Source organism: Terriglobia bacterium (assembly GCA_020073085.1).
In the GTDB taxonomy this organism is placed as follows: Bacteria; Acidobacteriota; Terriglobia; order JAIQFV01; family JAIQFV01; genus JAIQFV01.
In genome coordinates this window covers 42,149-58,331 of sequence record JAIQFV010000026.1, presented here as the reverse complement: position 1 = coordinate 58,331, position 16,183 = coordinate 42,149, and the positions used below count along the sequence as shown (strand labels likewise).

The following is a 16,183-nucleotide window of genomic DNA, read 5'->3' as shown; positions in this document are numbered from 1 at the left end:
ACCGCAATTCAGCGGCGTCGGCCTCATTGTCGCGCCGACCGTCGGCGGCTGCAATCGCTTGTTAGCCCGCGGCCGGGGATCGAACCGTCCAGTCCCACCGGGTGTCTCTCCCGGAGCTACCGCGGAACTTCATAACGCAATCGAACGACTCCGTCCGGGTACTTCTTCGATGAGAGCAAGCGGAGCGGCACATCGCGATGACGCGGCGCCACAAGGGGTATCCCCTCGCCGATAAGCACCGGAATGACATGGATGTCGAACTCGTCGATCTCGCCGGCGTCGAGGAAGGAGGCGATCAACTCTCCACCGCCCATCATCCAGATGTGCTTGCCCGGCGTCGCGCGCAACCGCTGCGCAAACACCTTGACCGGCTCTGAAACGAATTTCACGCCAGGTGTCGCGCGTCGCGGCGGCTTCCGGGAAAAGACATAGTTCGCAAGCTTCGTGTCGAACAGCCCCTTCGTCTTGCCTCTCTTCTTGTAATAATTCAGGAGCCAGTCATAGGTCTTGCGTCCCCACAGGATCGTGTCGATGGTCGGGTAAAACTTGCGAATGCCGTAATCGACCGTACTGGGCCGGCGATTGAGCCATTCCACATCGCCGTCTGGTCTGGCAATGTAGCCGTCCGCGCTTGTCGCGATGTAAACGATAATCTTTCGTCTAGGTTTCATGACAACTCCGAATAAGGTGGCCAATGATTGACCACAGCATTTCTGGAAATCCCGGCTCCGAGGCTCTGGAAATCAGGGTCTTCATCCCGAACTGAGCAACAAGGGAGCGGACAATGCTGCCATAGAGCGGATAGGAGGCCTTTGGCGTGTGGCCGGCTCCGACTTGCTTCTCGATCTCCTCGCGGCTCATTGGTGGCCGGTCGGTTTCAAATTGGCCGGCGCAAATCACCGCGAGGCCTTCAAAGAACCATGGTGGACCCATGGCGTCTGCCGAGCCATACCGCGATATCGCAATCGCTTCATGCGCCCGATGAGCCAGCTCATGGACTATTAACTGATGATAGGTCTTGTCGGTCCATGGCCACTCGGAATACAGCTTTCGCCAGACCTCCCGGTACGACTCGCGGGAAACCAGGAGGAGTTTCTTACCTTCCACTGTCCCTGAAAAGGTTTCCGGAATACTCTCCGAGGACGCCCCATACTCCCTCATCATGTACTCTCGCCCCTTGGATGAACTGTCAAACACGAGGACTGAGTCGATGAGTCGCTCGCTCGGCAATTCGAAGCCCAAAGCCCGAAAGAAATTGGAGACCTCCTCAAGGCCATTTAACACATCGGTCTCGTACTTGCCTCGCTCGGGCTCCAACGAGGGGGGCAATTCGAGCCGGAGTGATTGAATGGACCCCTCGGGGATCGCCTGAATTTGGATGGTTGGGGATCCATGACAGGACTCTGAAAGGAACAAGGCCAGTGCCACGAGCAGCGCCCGGAAGCCGAACCCCCACCAAGTCAACGTTCCAGGGCAACTTGGTTTTCCAAAATGCGACCCGCTCATGTTTCATCCTTAGTTCTTGTGAGATCCTGAGGTCGGGGAAGGGAACGAGGATTGATTAGCGCTTCCATTATTCGTGTTCAGTATCAGCCTTCGAAGATCGTTCAATTCACTCTGTAAACGATTCATCTGCACTTGGAGTGAGGCGATTTTATCACTAATTTCTGCTGAGTTTGTCGAAGATTGGACTGACGGCCGAATGCGACCTCCCCCGAGAACTGAGGGCGAGAGTATAAAGGACTTGGAATTTACCTTGCCATGACCGTCTAGCCAAAACGCTATAGTGCATCCATCAAAATTGTAAATGAGCGCAAAGACACCCGAGGTGTCTTTGTTTTGCTCCATCTGCGTGGGAGGTCCAAAACTTCTTGTGACCTCAACCCAACCGGACGGCGAGGGACTCTGCTCCGACGTAGATATCCCGTCAAACTTCTCCTGCACCTGAGAACACGTTTGTTGGGCGGAGACATTCACGCCTAAACCCACAAGTAGAAAAATGGGTAGAATGGATTTATGGAATCTCATTTTGTCCTCCAGAAAGGAACTCTTAAATTATCACACCCACAGTTGACATATTCAAGGAACAGAAGACCTTCATATTATGAGGGCCATCATCTGGTCTGAGGGAATGTTTCGTTTACTTGTTATTCACAGCCAGGAATCCGGACGGCCGGGTGGCGCACACATGCGCTTGTGGCATGTGTGCGGCTGCCTGATGATCCGGTCACATCTTCGCAATGTGTATTTGGCAGCGTCATCCGTTTTTGCAGTGAATGAATAGGGGTCGCGGTAGGGATGCCCGTCCCCGGGCACCCCTACCGCGACCCGTTGTCATCCTGCTGATCTATGCTGCCGGGTCGCAACCCAATGAGGAAATGCGTCGAATGCTCCCAAACCAAATGATCTCCGCCTCCGCAGCTTTTCTTTACCGTTCAGTTTGGGGAATGGGATCTCTTGATCGAAAGCCTCAGATGCCAGCCGATCGTCAATGAGATGTGGGCCGACATGGAGGGGCGTCTGGCCATCAATGAGTTTAGGGCTTGGTCAGGGTCAATTCAAATGAATTGCTTACAAAATCCAGTTTGCGTAGCGCCACGAAACGCGATAGAATTTGCGTCCAAATTATAGGTCTTCGATCGATGAGGTGGAGCTGGATGCCCCGCCGTACCGAGGTCCCTGAATGGCGAAGGGAATGGTAGTGTTACCTGCATCCGGAGCGGGAATGCTGCATCCGAGAATCTTTGCCGGGGTGACGGACAATCGAATGAGTCTTAGCGCGTGAGCTGGTTGTTTCTGGACGAAGTGAATCCGCTGTTGCTCCGAATCCGGTTTGGGACGGCGGCAGAACTCCTCCTCGTTATGACCGTGACCTGCCGTGAGCGCGACCCATTCTCCGGGATCATCCTCCAAGTCGCAATATGGGATGGTTGGGGGAGTCTGGCACTGGCCGGCAGCGTCCCGACCGGTGAGCGAACTGGCTGATTTGTTGTTTAAATAGGTTGCAAGAGAGTTGGTCTAAACCGAGTACTCAACAAAAGGAAAGGAGAGTTAACACTATGGCAGGAAATGTGAAGGCAATCCCGGAGGGATTGCATACGATTACCCCGCATCTGGTGGTGAATGGCGCGACTAAGGCATTGGAGTTTTACAAGAACGCATTCGGGGCCCAGGTTCTGAACGTTCACAACACCCCGGACGGCAAGGTGATGCACGCGGAGATCAAGATCGGCGATTCGAAGGTTTTTCTTAACGATGAGTTCCCGGGTATGGGCTGCGCGTCGCCGAAGACGGTCGGTGGTAGCAGCGTGGTGCTGAACCTCTACTCTGAGAACGTAGATCAACTTTTCAACAATGCCGTGGGGGCCGGCGCGACCGTGACCATGCCGCTCGGCAACCAGTTCTGGGGCGATCGCTACGGCCAGGTGGTGGATCCATTCGGCCACCATTGGGCGCTCGGCCAGCATGTCGAAGATGTGGCTCCTGAAGAAATGGAGAGACGCGCCAAAGAGGTGTTCGGCCAGATGAGTAAAGCAGCGGGGAAGAGCTGATTGCGGGCGGCGGGTGCCGCAGATGTGCCTTCGACCGATAGCGACTGAAGTCGCCACTACCTAAGAAAAGGGACAGTCCCTAGGGACTGTCCCTTTTTTCTCAACCAATTGATTCTTTAGGCCCGGCACCACCGTTCTCGTTAAATGTCAGTTCTTTACGAGTCGGAACGAATTAAAGAATGGCGTGTATTGCTCTTCCTTAAGGTCCTCTTTCCCTACGACCGCAACGACGTAGGAATATCGTCCCGCGAAGACAGCACGAGCATGACAATGGTACGGCGATGAGGAAACCCCAAAAAGAAAATCTTGCTCAAATCCCTCGTTGTCATTGACTCGAATGGACCGCATCTTGCCGCCATTAAACGTGCTTCTTAGTTGAACCGGACTGAAACCCTTCTCCAGTAAACCAACACGCTGGAGGGTCAGCGCACCGAAGTGCTCCTTTTGGTCTTCGGTGAATTGTTCTGTCGGAACGGAAAGCCCGCTGAAATAATAAACAATGAATTGAAGGCCTTCCAGACGGGCCGTGACATGGCGCTCATCTACTCCGAGTAGCAAGCCTGAAAACTCCACGGAATATTGAATAGGGGACTCCCTCGGCAGAAACTCCAAGGGCGGTGTTTTCGGCATGATCACGCTGAGCACCTCCCCGCCGTCATAGGTGAACTCATAGCGGCTCCATCCCTCCGGTGCATCTTTATCCTCAACAATCTTCGGAGTAAGAACCGGTGTAGATTGAGGACTCTGGCATCGAGCTCCGATTGCGGCAACCACAGTCAGGAATAAAACGACGAGCGTGGCCCCTGCAACTGAATTAATTCTGAGAAATCTCATTTCACGTCTTCCTTGACACATATTGCCGTGTTGTTGTTAATTGACCGACAGGCGCGTCGGACATATTGCCTGCTGGGCCGTTTCAAGCCCTCATCCTTAGTACCCGCTGTAGATTAGACAACCCCCCCTGGAAGAGTCGGCAAAACCTCCGGCGCGTCACCCGCCCGTCCGCTTCTTGCCGGATGGGACATTTACCAACTTTTATTGCGAAATCGGGTGTCCACGCCGGTTACACTTTAGTAGCCAAAACATTGATGTCAGAATTCTCAAGCACATGCTTTGAGCATCCACTCGCCGCGACCTGGACCATGGCCCGACCGACGTTTTCCGTCGTGGTCACATGATTCGGCAACAGCCGTTTCAGCAAGGGGTAGATCGGCCCGAGCACATTGTAGAACGCCTGGTACAGCTTCGTCTTCGAGCGGACCCCTTTGAGCGGCTGAATATAGCCCGGACGAAACATGTAGGCCTTGAAGGGCATTCGCAGGAGGTGATTCTCCGTCTTGCCTTTCACCCGTGCCCACATGAAGCGTCCGCGCTCGGTGCTGTCGGTCCCTTCGCCCGAGACGTAGCAGAAGGTAAGCTCAGGATTGAGCTCCGCCAGAGCCCCCGCAGCCGAGAGGGTCAGCTCGTAAGTCAAACGGTAGTACGCAGCCTCGCGCATCCCGGCCGAGGACACCCCCAGGCAGAAGAAGCACGCATCATGGCCCTTCAGGTCGGCTTTGGCGTCGCTGTAGTCGAAGAAGTCTGAGCGCATGAGTTCGCGAAGCCTCGGATGGGCAACGCCGCATGGCCTTCGTCCCACCACAAGCACTGATCGGACTCGCGGATCCTCCAGGCACTCGATCAGGACCCCCGAACCAACCATTCCCGTGGCACCAAATACAATAACGTTCATGTTGTGCCCAACCATCAGATTAATGAGAGAACAAACCTTCAATCAACAGCCCAACGCTTTGTGGCTTATCCGCGGCGGCGCGGGCCGTCACCCATTGGCCCAGAAAGACAAAATGTCTGCTCGTCTTTGGATTCCAACCAGAGTTCATGTTTGAGAATTGCCATCGGGGAAGGGTGAACTAACTCTTACAACACAGGCCTCACAGTAAAAGCCTACGCCCGGCGGAATACAGAGTCAAGCAAAGGTGCATTGATGAGTGTTGTTCATGAGAGAGAGACACGCCTTCGCGTGCTAGAACCCGGATCCGTCGTGCCTGCGGCGGAGGAACTGGACCAGGAGGGTCATGAGCACAGGGAAGCCCGGAGCACCGGTCCGGTCCAGTTTGCTCTTGGCCGTGGGAATCCAGTTTATAAGATGGCGCTCCAGGAATTCGGTCTCGGCTCGGGCAAGTGAAGCGGCATTTGCTTTGTCAGATGTGTTCTCCGAGGTGTAGCGGAGGGCGGCGAGAAATTCCAATTGTGTAATCAGGTAATCGGGCACGGCTTGGGAGGGGTCGGCCCTGAGACCAAGAACCCCATAGAAATAGGTGTTCTCCAGCGCGATCTCCGGGGCCGGACGGGATTTGTCGTGGGCTGACTCGAACAGCGGCACGGGCGGCTCCGGGACACCCACGTCGAACAGGGCGATATACGTGGATTCGTACTCCTCGTAGTTCGCAAACCCTTTGAATCCCGGAAACTCGCCCTCGCATTCCAGTTGTTTCCATAAATCCTGCAATGCCACTGAAAGGGCAGGCTGAGACAGAAAGTGGAAGTGGTCCTGCGAAGGCGATGCAAAGATAGAGGCAAAAAAACGGTAAAGATCGTTCTGCCGCCAGTCAATCGGGGCCGCGGCAATCCCATCCACAACAGTCGTGGGCATTGTAACTCCCTTGGCGTTCTCGGCGCCTCTTGCGGTGAATACCCGCCCGTGGACGGAAGCGCCAATACTCTTTACTCCAGCAGGTGCCAGACCGAAAAATACTTCCGCCCGTCGCGGTCCTTCTGGCTGCCGTTCCAGACGGCAAATGCGACCGGGGTGCCGGCCGGCAGATCAGGCAAGGCGAAGATCACGCTCCACTGGCCGTTCTGATACGTGCCTGCTGCCGGGAAACTCTGCCCGGTTCGACGCGTCGTGCTGCGCCCCCGAGCTTCCATCAGCAGGGCGCCACGCGCTGCATTCCAGTAATAGATTGCGACAGGATGCTCGGCATCACCCATCTGTAACGATGGGGCGATGGCGCCCGCCTCGGGCCTCGCTGGGAACATGACCGCCACGGCATCGAAGAAGCGGTCATCGGCTTCCGTCGGCACTTTTCGAAAGCGTGTCTCCGGCGCGGTATTGGGAACTTCCGCAAGCGCGGTCGCGTCGTGGGTTGCATCACGCCAGCTGAGCTGTACCAGCAGGTTCCCTCCGGCGCGTGCCAGACGCACCTCGACGGTCGGAATGTCGAGGCCTGCAGGTTCTTCGGTGTCGTAGAGTGGGGGCGTGCGGTTGAGGCTGATGCGCTTTACTGCGATCTGATTCCAGGTCGAAGGTTCGCCCTGGAGCAGTTTCTCCACTGTAGCCGACGACGCCACCACCGACAGCGCCTGTCCGGCAGCCGGTTTTGCCTTAGCTTGTGCCCACATAACACCGGAGAACAGCAGAAATCCTATGGCGGCGATGACGACCTGGCGAATTCGCATGGCGATCTCCTACGCTTTGATCTGAACAAGTTCCGGCCGGATGCGGTAGCGTACTTCGGCATCCCGGCCGATGAGTAATTGCAGCACCTCGCTCTTCCCGCCTTCTTGCGCCTTTTTGAGTTCTGCTTCAAGCTGTGAAATGACGCCTTTCACCTCTGGACCAAAGAGTTGGACCAGGTAATCGAGCGGCAGCCGCGGGTCTTCGAGGATGCTTTTGCCGTAGTTCTCCCGTTTCGGCGGATTGAAGGGCGGCACGTAAAAGACGTTGGGTTGTGTCCCCCTTTCCGGATAGAGCGGAAGGGCCATCTTGTGGACGAGGACGAGCTTGTGCACAGGTGACTCGGGGTCATCCAGCAGGCCGACGAATCGCAGCCGTCCCGGGCACTGGGCGGCACAGGCGTTGACCTCGCCTTTCTCAAGACGCGGGTAGCAGAAAATGCATTTCTCCGATTTGCCCGCGACCTCGTTAAAGTAGATCTTCTTATAGGGGCACGCCTGAATGCAATAGCGATAACCCTGGCAGCGGTCCTGATCGAGGACCACGATGCCGTCTTCTTCGCGCTTGTAGATGGCCTTGCGCGGGCAAGCCTCCAGACACGCCGGATAGGTGCAATGGTTGCAGATGCGGGGCAGGTAGAAGAAGTAATTCTCGCTGCCGTTCATGCCGCCCACGTCTTCGTCCCAGTTCACGCCGGACTGCGGCTCGGGGAAAGGCATGACCGGTTTGCGTCGGCCTTCAAAGAGGCGCTGCTCGTAGTCGTACTCCCAGGCATGGCCGTAGTCATAGCCGCCGCCGATGCGGTCCCACTGTCGCGGGTAACCGAGGCCCGGGCGCGTCTCGACATTGTTCCAGTACATGTAGCCGGTGCCGTCCCGGTCGGTCCAGAGCTTCTTGCACGCGATGGTGCAGGTCTGGCAGCCCAGGCACTTGTTCAAATCCATCACCATTGCATATTGGTGTTTTGACATGGCTGCCTCTCCTTAGATCTTGGCCTTTTCGACTTCCACTTTGATGTCGCGGTTGTTACCCGTGGGCCCCCAGTAGTTGAGGCGAAAGTTGACGTGACCGTACTTGCCGACAAGCTGCGTAGGTTTGATCTTGATGTAAGTGAGCGACTGCCATCCGCCTTGCTTGAAGCCGAGAAATTTCTCCCAGCCGTGATACATGGTCACGCGACCGGGTTTTTCGCCCGGCAGGATCTGGAGGCGGCACACGCACTGGCCGACATCGTTGTGGATGCGGACCCAGTCATTGTCCTTCAGGGCACGCTTGCGGGCATCGTCCGGATGCATGTAGACGATCGGCCCGCCACGCTGCAGACGGAGCATGGCCCGGTGATCGCGCCATGTGGAGTGAATGGACCAGCGTCCATGCGGCGTGTTCCAGAAGAGGGGGAACTTCTCCTCCAGCGGCTCCTTGAAGGTAGGCAGCGCCTCACCTAACTCGATGTACCACGGATGATCGATGTAGAACTGCTGCCGGCCTGTCAGGGTGCGCCACGGGCGCTTCTTTTCGAGTTGATGCTTGAAGGGTGTGTAGGCCACGCCCTGTTCCATGTCGCTGTTCCAGGACTCCGGGTCGGTGGCAATGAAGCGCTGCGGCTTTTGCTGAAGCTGCTGGTAGGTCATTCCCCGGGTTTCGGGTGCGTTGCCGAGAATAAAGTTCGCTGCCTGCTCGTCGGTCAGGATCTCTCCCTTGCCCGTCCAGTCGTGCGCCAGTTGGGTGAAATCGCGGTTCCAGTCGAAGGCCTCATCGTGAAAGGGCTTCAACCCTTTCTTCCGCGCGAGGTCGGCCATCTTTTCCGCAAGGGCGCGGAAGAGGTCCCAGTCGGTCTTGCTTTCAAACAGCGGCTCGCAGGCCTTGCCGAAGGGGTGGATGTAGCTATGGCAGTCCGTGGTGTTGATGTCGACTTTTTCGTAGTAGCTAGCCGCAGGCAGCACGACGTCGGAGTAAAGCGCCGTGGTGTCCATGCGGTAGTTGATGTCGACAATCAGATCCAGGTCTTTCCAGAGTGACGATTCGAGAACCTCGTTTCCCTTGGCCTGGTTCAAATAGTTGGCGCGCCAGACGACGAAGGCGCGCGGCTTGCGGCCGTCCTTTGGCCACAGCGGCATCCATCCATTCTTGACCGACTCCTGGATGTACCATTCGACGGGCTTGCCGTTGTAGAGATGCGGGTCTTTGCTGGTGGAGTGCACATAGCTCCACAGCGTGGTGTTCTGAAAGCGCTGCTTCTTGCGGCCTTCTGGATAGGCCAACTGGAAGAACCCGTGTTCCGGCCAGATGCGCTCCTGTCCAACATAATGATTAAAGCCGCCTCCGTTCTTGCCTACATTGCCGGTCAGGGCCACGAGCAGTATGAAAGAGCGATTGATGAGGTCGTTGTGAAACCAGTGATTGGTCCCGGCGCCGTGAATAATCATGGCGGGCTTGCGCGTGCCCAGCTCCCTGGCAAAGAGTTCGATCTCACGGGCAGGAAGCCCCGTACGGGTGGCGACTCTGTCCACGGTATATTGAGCAAGTTCCTTTTTGAGCAATTCGAAGACGGGGCTGACTTCGGCTGTTGTACCGCCGGCGAGCTTCACCGGGTAGGTGCCCGTCAACGCGGGATCGGCGCCGTTCAGGTGGATGGTCTTCTGTTCTGATCCCATGGACCCGGACGTCGCAATGGCACGCTGCTGTTTCGTGTCCCAAAAGTAGAAGACATCTTCCTTCCCGCCGGATTTGAGATCGGACTCGCGGAGGAAGCGTTTGGTACCGCTGAGCACAAGCAGTGGCATGTCGGTTTGCTCTTTGACATAGGGAGCATCGATGAGGTTCTGGTCAATGAGGAGCTTGGCTACACCCAGGGCCAGGATGCCGTCGGTACCCGGATTGATCCGGAAATAGAGATCGGCGTGAGTGGCGCTGGCGTTGTAGTCCGGCGAGATGCATACGATCTTGGCGCCGTTATAGCGGGCCTCATAGGCGAAGTGGGCGTCCGGGATCCGGGTCTGTGAAATATTGGAGCCCCACAGCACGATATATTTTGAGTTAAACCAGTCCGCGCACTCGCAGGCCTCGGTCTGCACGCCCCAAGTGAGCGGCTCTCCTGGCGGAAGGTCGCAATACCAGTCGTAAAACGAGAGGAAGACCCCGCCGATGTAATGGGCCAGCCTCGAGCCGGCACAGAAACTCACCGGGCTCATGGCGGGGATGACGCTGAAGAATGTGTTCGTATCAGGCCCGTAATTATAAACGTTATCGAGCAGTTTCCCGGCGACCAGCGTCAGCGCTTCGTCCCAACTGGCGCGCCGCCATTTGCCTTCTCCCCTCTGGCCGGTGCGGATCAGGGGATAACGAAGCCGCTGCGGGCTGTACACATATTCCACGAAGCAGCCGCCCTTTTGGCAACCGCGCGGGTTATAGTCGGGCAGTTCATCGTTGATCCGCGGATAGTCAGCCGCCTGCTCCTCGCGGACCATCACGCCGTTGCGGACATACACTTTCCAGGAGCAGGAGCCGGTGCAGTTGGCGGAATGCGTGGAGCGGACCACTTTGTCCCAGGTCCAGATCTTGCGGTATAAATCCTCCCACCCGCGATAGGGATAAGTGCGCAGCGGATCGAAGTCGCCCGTGAGCGTGCTGAGCACGGGCTTCTCCTTGCGGGAGCAGCCGGGCAGGACCAGTGTTGCCGCGGTCATGGCGGCGGTCTGGATGAAGCCCCGCCGCGACCAGGATCGATGGGGTTTGTTCTTGTCGCTCATGGTTTGCCTCCTCCGGGAGGTGGGGGAGTGCTGCTGGGGGCTGTGGCATTCCTACTCTTGTCTTGTCGGAGCGTTCGCAGGTAGGCGAGCACATCAGCGATGTCCGGGTCGCCGAGCACCGATGCGTCCGGACGCTGGAATGCAGGCATCGCGGTTCGGATGCGGCCGTTGCGAATGGTGCGGACAATGAACTCATCGGTGGCGGCCTGCTGGAAGATGGGGTTTCCGATTTCCGGCGCGATCCCCCCGCGGCCATGCATCCCGTGACAGCCGGCACAGTTCGTCAGGAAAAGTGAGAGCCCGCGGCTGGAGTCTCCGTGAAGAGAAAGGGAAGTCATCGGTGGAGCGGCTTGAGCGCCGGCGCGGAGATACTCATCGACCGCCGAGATCTCCTCGGGAAGCAACCCGCCGGCATGGGGTCCCCAGGCGGGCATCTGGGTCCCGGGACGGCCTTGCTCAATGTTGGCCCGAAGATAATCGCGAGGGGCTCCCGCCACGAGCGAGACCCCGCGCACTGCAGGTACGAAGCGCCCGAATTTCTTGTCCCAGCGGGAATAAGTGCCATCCCCGTGGCACGCCGTGCAGTACTGTTTATAGACCTGCTCCCCCGTTAGAGGAACGGGATGGAGGGCGCGATACTTCTGCTCGATTTTGTCAGGCGCGAGATAACTCTCAGGGACGTCGCGCTTCCACTCTGAGAGCATCAGGACTGTGAGCGCAAGCGCCTCCCCGCGGGTCACGGTTGGGTTGCGCATCTGGCTGTCTAGAACCACGCTGCCCGGGTCGCGAAAGTGTACCGTTTGCCAGTTCCACGAGGTGTAGGGCGGCTTCAAGTTGGTCATGATGAGTTGGTGCCGGGTCTTTGCGCCCTCGTTGTCGAGGGCGGGACCGAGCGTGCCACCGCGCCCGCCGAGCTTGTGGCAAGAGCCGCAGCTCTTCTCCTTGTATAGCTCGAAGCCCAGGGTCAACATCGGGATTTGATCGGAGGGCAGCTTTTCGGCGTCGTGGCAGGTGACGCAGGTGGCCTCGGTCATCTCGGGCGGCAACAGCGGATAGTCCCAGTAGACGTCTTCGGCCTTCGCCTCCTGGAATGTCAGGGCCGCGCCCTGCCCATGGTGACACACCGTGCAACCAAACCGGTCCACGGGATGCTTGTCGAGAAGGTGGCCGGGATGGGCCCGGTGGGGAAGTGCGGCGTTAGTCATACGTGGGTCGTCAATTCCATTGTGGCAGGTGACGCAACGATCCACGGCGCCCAGCGCAGGAATGCTGACCTGCTTCATCTCGATCCGGAACTTGGCCACCAATTCGCGGCCTCGCTCATCGGTGGCCTTCTCCCGAAGTAGGTCGCGATACTGGCGCTGCACGGTCTTCCATTGGGCCAGGTAGTTCTCGTGAACTGCCGCACCCACCAGGTAGGCGATGGTGACGAGGCTGGCCACCAGCAGGAGCCAGCGATAAAACCGTGAGGGATCGTTCATCGCATTCTCTCCTCCCTAGTGTATTGGCCACTGCGAGGGCCACCAATAGAAGTGCCAATTGGGTCCGCGATGGACCGTCGCAAAATACGTCAGCAAAATGAAACCGACCAGGAAACAGGTGAACAGAGAGACAGCCGCGAGGCGCACTGAGTTCTTGCGCTTCAGGATGAGGATTGACCAGGCGGCAAAAATCACGACGAGCAGAGAGCCGGGGTTGATCACAATGATCCACAGCTGGTGAATGTTGGGGAACCAGTTGCGCAACCAACCGTAATTCACGGTAAATGCAAGCATGCCGGCTGTCACGGCCAGAGCAAAGAGAAAGGATTGCCAGAACACGGACCGTTCGCTCCTGGTCCCGAACCACGTTCCTTCACCTCCCGGACGACGGTCCAGAAATGGAATCAGCGCCAGTCCGACGACGACGATGACTGGAATCAACAGACCGCCCGTAAAGGCCGAGTACGAGACCAGCTCCTGAATTCCGAGGAAGTACCAGGGCGCCTTGGCCGGATTCTCCGGGATCGCGGCGTTAGCAAGTTCCTTCAACGGCGCGTCGGAGTAAAATGCCAGGATGAGTGTCGTGGCCACGGTGACCATGAAGACCGAAAGCTCCGCCCAAAAGAGTCGCGGCCAACTCATCACCGTGTTTTCGGGGCCACGGTTTACCGGCGGCCGCTGGCCCTTCACCAGTGCCATGAGGCCATAGGTTTTCGTGGCCAGGGGCTGAAAAACGGGTCGACGTTCTCCGCCCCATTCGGCGAGTCCTCCCATGGGATCTTCGGGTTTGGCCAAGCCCCCATCCTTTCGAATGCGCCAGAAGTGGACGCCGAGCAGGGTCACGAGCGCCAAGGGAAGCACAAAGACATGCAAGACATAAAAACGAATCAGTGCATCCTGGCCGACATAGTTCGCCCCGAGCAGCAGGCGTTTCTGGAAGCCTCCGGGATCGAAGAATTTTGTGATGCCGATGGCGTCCGTGAGTTCACGCGGCGAGTTGGCAATATTGGAACCGATGGTGATGGCCCAGTAGGCCAGCTGGTCCCAGGGAAGCAGGTACCCGGTGAAGCTGAGAGCCAGGGTGATGACCAGCAGTCCCAGTCCGACCAGCCAGTTGAACTCGCGCGGCTTCTTGTAGCTTGCCGTGAAGAACACCCGCGCCATGTGCAGCAAGACCGCCACCACCATGAACTGGGCGGCCCAGCGATGAATATTGCGAATGAAGCGTCCGGTGAAGACCGCAAAGTGGATGTCTTTGATTGACTGGTAGGCCAAGTCGGTCGAAGGTTTGTAGTACACCATTAACAGGACACCCGTGATGAGGGTGATCACGAAACTCGCGGTTGCCATTAACCCGAGTCCGAAGGTGAGCGTGGGGCTGAGGGTGCGCAGGTGAACGCGGACGCTGTGGATATGCAGAAAGAGGTTGTGGAATGTGGCCTGCGACTCCTCCCGCTCCGATTCGGGCGTCTTCCCCAAGCGGAAGCAGGCATCTTTCACGCTTTGGGGAAGCGTCCGCAGGTTATTCAGAAATTCCTGAGTGGCCGTTTCTTCCATGGTTTCGCTCCTACACGCGGTAACGCGTGCCCTCCGGAACCTCAGAGTCTGCATTCACGATCAAGTCACCGTTGGCGGCGCGGCTGACCTCGAGCCAGGGCAGCGGACGTGGCGCGGGTCCACCGATGACGCTGCCTTTACTGTCGAAACGCGAGCCATGGCAGGGGCAGGCGAACCCATCCTGGGACCGCGCCACGGTGCAGCCCAGGTGCGTACAGGTGCTCGAAATCGCATAGAACCCTTCGTCGTCGCGGAACAGCACGAGACCCTGCTCGGCGAGGGCAGTCTCACTTCCGGCAGCAAACTGCTCCGGCGGGCCGAGCTTGAAACGGCGAACCGGGCCCGGCAACACCGCGGGGTTGGGCAGACGGAACATTCCGGCCGCCGCTGTGCCCAGCGCGGCAAAGAAACTTCCCATCGACGCGAGACTCAGAAAACTCCGCCGATTGATTCGGGGCGGATCTAGACGGGACATGGTTTCCACTCCTTGGCGAAACTGAACTGTTCCATGGTGATAGCGGCAGTGGGACAACGTTCGGCGCACAGACCACACCGGATGCAGCGGTCCTCGTCTTTCAGAATGGCTGAGAGGTCGGAGGGATTGAGGTCTAATTCGCGCGTTGCCGTTTCGAGTTCAGGCGAAACTGCCAGCCGATCGAAGCTCACCAGTTTCAGGCACACGGTCGGACAAACATCGACGCAGCCGCCGCATAAAATGCAGCGCTCACCATCAAAGATAGTGTTGATGCCGCAGTCGAGGCACCGTCCAGCTTCCGCCTGCGCCTGCTTTTCGTTGTAGCCAATCTCGACCAAGGCGCCCGGGCTCTTCAGACGTTCTTCCGGAGAAAGGGTCGGAATGTGCAGACGCGAGCGGCCCTCATAGTGTTTCTCCCGGTGATAGCGCTCGATGGGGAAATGGAACTGCACCTCCTCGGGAGCTATTTCACTGCCTTGCAGGAAACGATAAACCGAACGCGCTGCCTGCTTCCCGCTGGCAATGGCGTGGATCATCAGCCGCGGCCCATAAGCGATGTCCCCGGCAATGAAAACTCCCGGTGCGGAAGTCGTGCCGGTCTCGGGGTCATTGACAATCTGTTGCGGCGAGCGCATCTCGATCCCATCGCTCTGCGGATCGATGAAGCTCAGATCGGCCGACTGCCCGACGGAAAGCAGGACCGTATCTCCCTCGATCTCGATGGTGACGGACTCATCAAACTTAGGGGCAAATCGCTTGTTCTCGTCGTATACCCGGGTACAACGCGCGAACTTCACGCCACGCACGAACTTCTGGCCGTCCCTCTCGTGCACCAGGACCTCACGGGGCCCCCAACTGTTGTGACGCGTTACACCCTCTTCCTGGCCTTCAAGAATTTCGACGGTGTCTGCAGGCATCTCCTCAAGCGACTCGAGGCAGACCAGGTTGACTTGCCGGACCCCGGTCATTCGAGCGGCCGTGCGTGACACGTCGTATTCTTCCTGGCGCAGCACCGTGCGGGCGACGTCATAAGCGACGTTGCCGCCTCCAATGACGACCACGCGCTGGCCGAGTTCCACCTTTTTGCCTAGTGAAACGTCGCGCAGGAAATCAACCCCGCCCATCACCCCGATTGCATCGGCGTTGGGAATAGGCAGCAGTCGCGACCGTTTGGCGCCGCAGGCGATGATGATCGCGGCAAACTCACGCCGAAGCTCCGGAAAGCTGATGTCTTTGCCGACCTGAGTGCTGCAACGGATGTCGGCACCCAGGGACTGGATCACTTTGACCTCCGCGCGGATGAGTTCACGCGGCAGGCGGTAGCCAGGGACTCCGGTGTAAAGCATGCCCGCCGGTTGCGGATCCATTTCAAAGACCGTAGGACGGAAGCCCATCAGGGCAAGATCGTGTCCGGCTGCCAAGCCCGCCGGTCCCGACCCGATGATCGCGATTCGTTCTCCTTCGGGCTTGGGGAAATCGGATTTGCCGATAAAATCGAGCAAGTGGCTGAGCTCGTCGATATCGTCACACTGGCGAGTTTCGTTCTTCTCCTTCAGGTAGGGGAATAGTTCACTGCCGGGATCACGGCGGGAATCACACCCGAACTTCTCGCAGACGAAGCCTTTGAGGGCGCGGATGGAAATCGGCTGATCGATGGTGCCCCGGCGACAAGCTGCTTCGCATGGAGCACCACAGATGCGCCCACAGAGCGAGGCCAACGGATTCGGCCCGCGGGCAATCAGGTAGGCTTTTTCATAGTCGCCGGCCGCGATAGCTCGAACGTATCCCCGGGCATCCGTATGCACAGGACAAGCATACTGGCACTTGATCTGTTCTCGCCAGTACCCGGGTTCTGCAACTCGAACTTTATAGCGCTGTTGGTCCACTCTTCTCGCCTGCTTCCAGCGACTCAC

General features: G+C 58.0%; 14 protein-coding genes. 2 read left to right on the top strand and 12 right to left on the bottom strand.

Annotation, left to right across the window (positions count from 1 at the left end; translation table 11 throughout):
• Positions 1-116: 116 nt before the first annotated feature.
• Together LAO21_19515 and LAO21_19510 are read right to left on the bottom strand one after the other, a co-directional pair.
• Complete coding sequence (locus LAO21_19515) at positions 117-671, bottom strand: dihydrofolate reductase family protein (protein MBZ5554910.1); 555 nt, start codon at positions 669-671, stop codon at positions 117-119.
• A complete protein-coding gene (locus LAO21_19510; protein MBZ5554909.1) occupies positions 661-1,506 on the bottom strand; it encodes a hypothetical protein in 846 nt (281 codons plus the stop codon). The genes LAO21_19515 and LAO21_19510 overlap by 11 nt, the downstream gene beginning before the upstream one ends.
• Before the next feature lie 1,275 nt (positions 1,507-2,781).
• Between LAO21_19510 and LAO21_19505 the strand changes: the two genes are divergently transcribed.
• Both LAO21_19505 and LAO21_19500 read left to right on the top strand, forming a co-directional pair.
• The gene (locus tag LAO21_19505) at positions 2,782-2,985 is read left to right on the top strand and encodes a hypothetical protein (GenBank protein ID MBZ5554908.1); all 204 of its coding nucleotides are present in this window, start codon (positions 2,782-2,784) and stop codon (positions 2,983-2,985) included.
• Positions 2,986-3,059: 74 nt separating this feature from the next.
• The gene (locus tag LAO21_19500; protein ID MBZ5554907.1) at positions 3,060-3,551 is read left to right on the top strand and encodes a VOC family protein; all 492 of its coding nucleotides are present in this window, start codon (positions 3,060-3,062) and stop codon (positions 3,549-3,551) included.
• 147 nt (positions 3,552-3,698) lie between these two features.
• On the opposite strand, the gene LAO21_19495 is transcribed toward LAO21_19500, so the two are convergent.
• The 10 genes from LAO21_19495 to LAO21_19450 all read right to left on the bottom strand — a co-directional run bounded on the left by LAO21_19495 (position 3,699) and on the right by LAO21_19450 (position 16,183).
• The gene (locus LAO21_19495; GenBank protein ID MBZ5554906.1) at positions 3,699-4,385 is read right to left on the bottom strand and encodes a hypothetical protein; all 687 of its coding nucleotides are present in this window, start codon (positions 4,383-4,385) and stop codon (positions 3,699-3,701) included.
• A gap of 229 nt (positions 4,386-4,614) precedes the next feature.
• Positions 4,615-5,283 (bottom strand): epimerase, encoded by a 669-nt coding sequence (locus tag LAO21_19490; GenBank protein ID MBZ5554905.1) that lies wholly within the window; start codon positions 5,281-5,283, stop codon positions 4,615-4,617.
• Positions 5,284-5,574: 291 nt separating this feature from the next.
• Positions 5,575-6,204 (bottom strand): molecular chaperone TorD family protein, encoded by a 630-nt coding sequence (locus LAO21_19485; GenBank protein MBZ5554904.1) that lies wholly within the window; start codon positions 6,202-6,204, stop codon positions 5,575-5,577.
• 71 nt (positions 6,205-6,275) lie between these two features.
• Entirely contained in the window at positions 6,276-7,010 is a 735-nt protein-coding gene (locus LAO21_19480; GenBank protein ID MBZ5554903.1) for a hypothetical protein, read from the bottom strand.
• Between the two features lie 9 nt (positions 7,011-7,019).
• Positions 7,020-7,979 (bottom strand): 4Fe-4S dicluster domain-containing protein, encoded by a 960-nt coding sequence (locus tag LAO21_19475; GenBank protein ID MBZ5554902.1) that lies wholly within the window; start codon positions 7,977-7,979, stop codon positions 7,020-7,022.
• A gap of 12 nt (positions 7,980-7,991) precedes the next feature.
• Positions 7,992-10,757 carry a molybdopterin-dependent oxidoreductase gene (locus LAO21_19470; protein MBZ5554901.1) on the bottom strand — a complete coding sequence of 922 codons (2,766 nt, stop codon included), beginning with the start codon at positions 10,755-10,757 and terminating at the stop codon, positions 7,992-7,994.
• Positions 10,754-12,238 (bottom strand): c-type cytochrome, encoded by a 1,485-nt coding sequence (locus tag LAO21_19465; protein ID MBZ5554900.1) that lies wholly within the window; start codon positions 12,236-12,238, stop codon positions 10,754-10,756. The genes LAO21_19470 and LAO21_19465 overlap by 4 nt, the downstream gene beginning before the upstream one ends.
• Before the next feature lie 15 nt (positions 12,239-12,253).
• Complete coding sequence (locus tag LAO21_19460) at positions 12,254-13,795, bottom strand: cytochrome b N-terminal domain-containing protein (protein MBZ5554899.1); 1,542 nt, start codon at positions 13,793-13,795, stop codon at positions 12,254-12,256.
• A 10-nt stretch (positions 13,796-13,805) separates the two neighbouring features.
• Positions 13,806-14,270, bottom strand: coding sequence for a ubiquinol-cytochrome c reductase iron-sulfur subunit (locus LAO21_19455; GenBank protein ID MBZ5554898.1), 465 nt, complete (start codon positions 14,268-14,270; stop codon positions 13,806-13,808).
• Positions 14,258-16,183, bottom strand: a complete 1,926-nt coding sequence (locus LAO21_19450; GenBank protein ID MBZ5554897.1) for an FAD-dependent oxidoreductase — start codon at positions 16,181-16,183, stop codon at positions 14,258-14,260. The genes LAO21_19455 and LAO21_19450 overlap by 13 nt, the downstream gene beginning before the upstream one ends.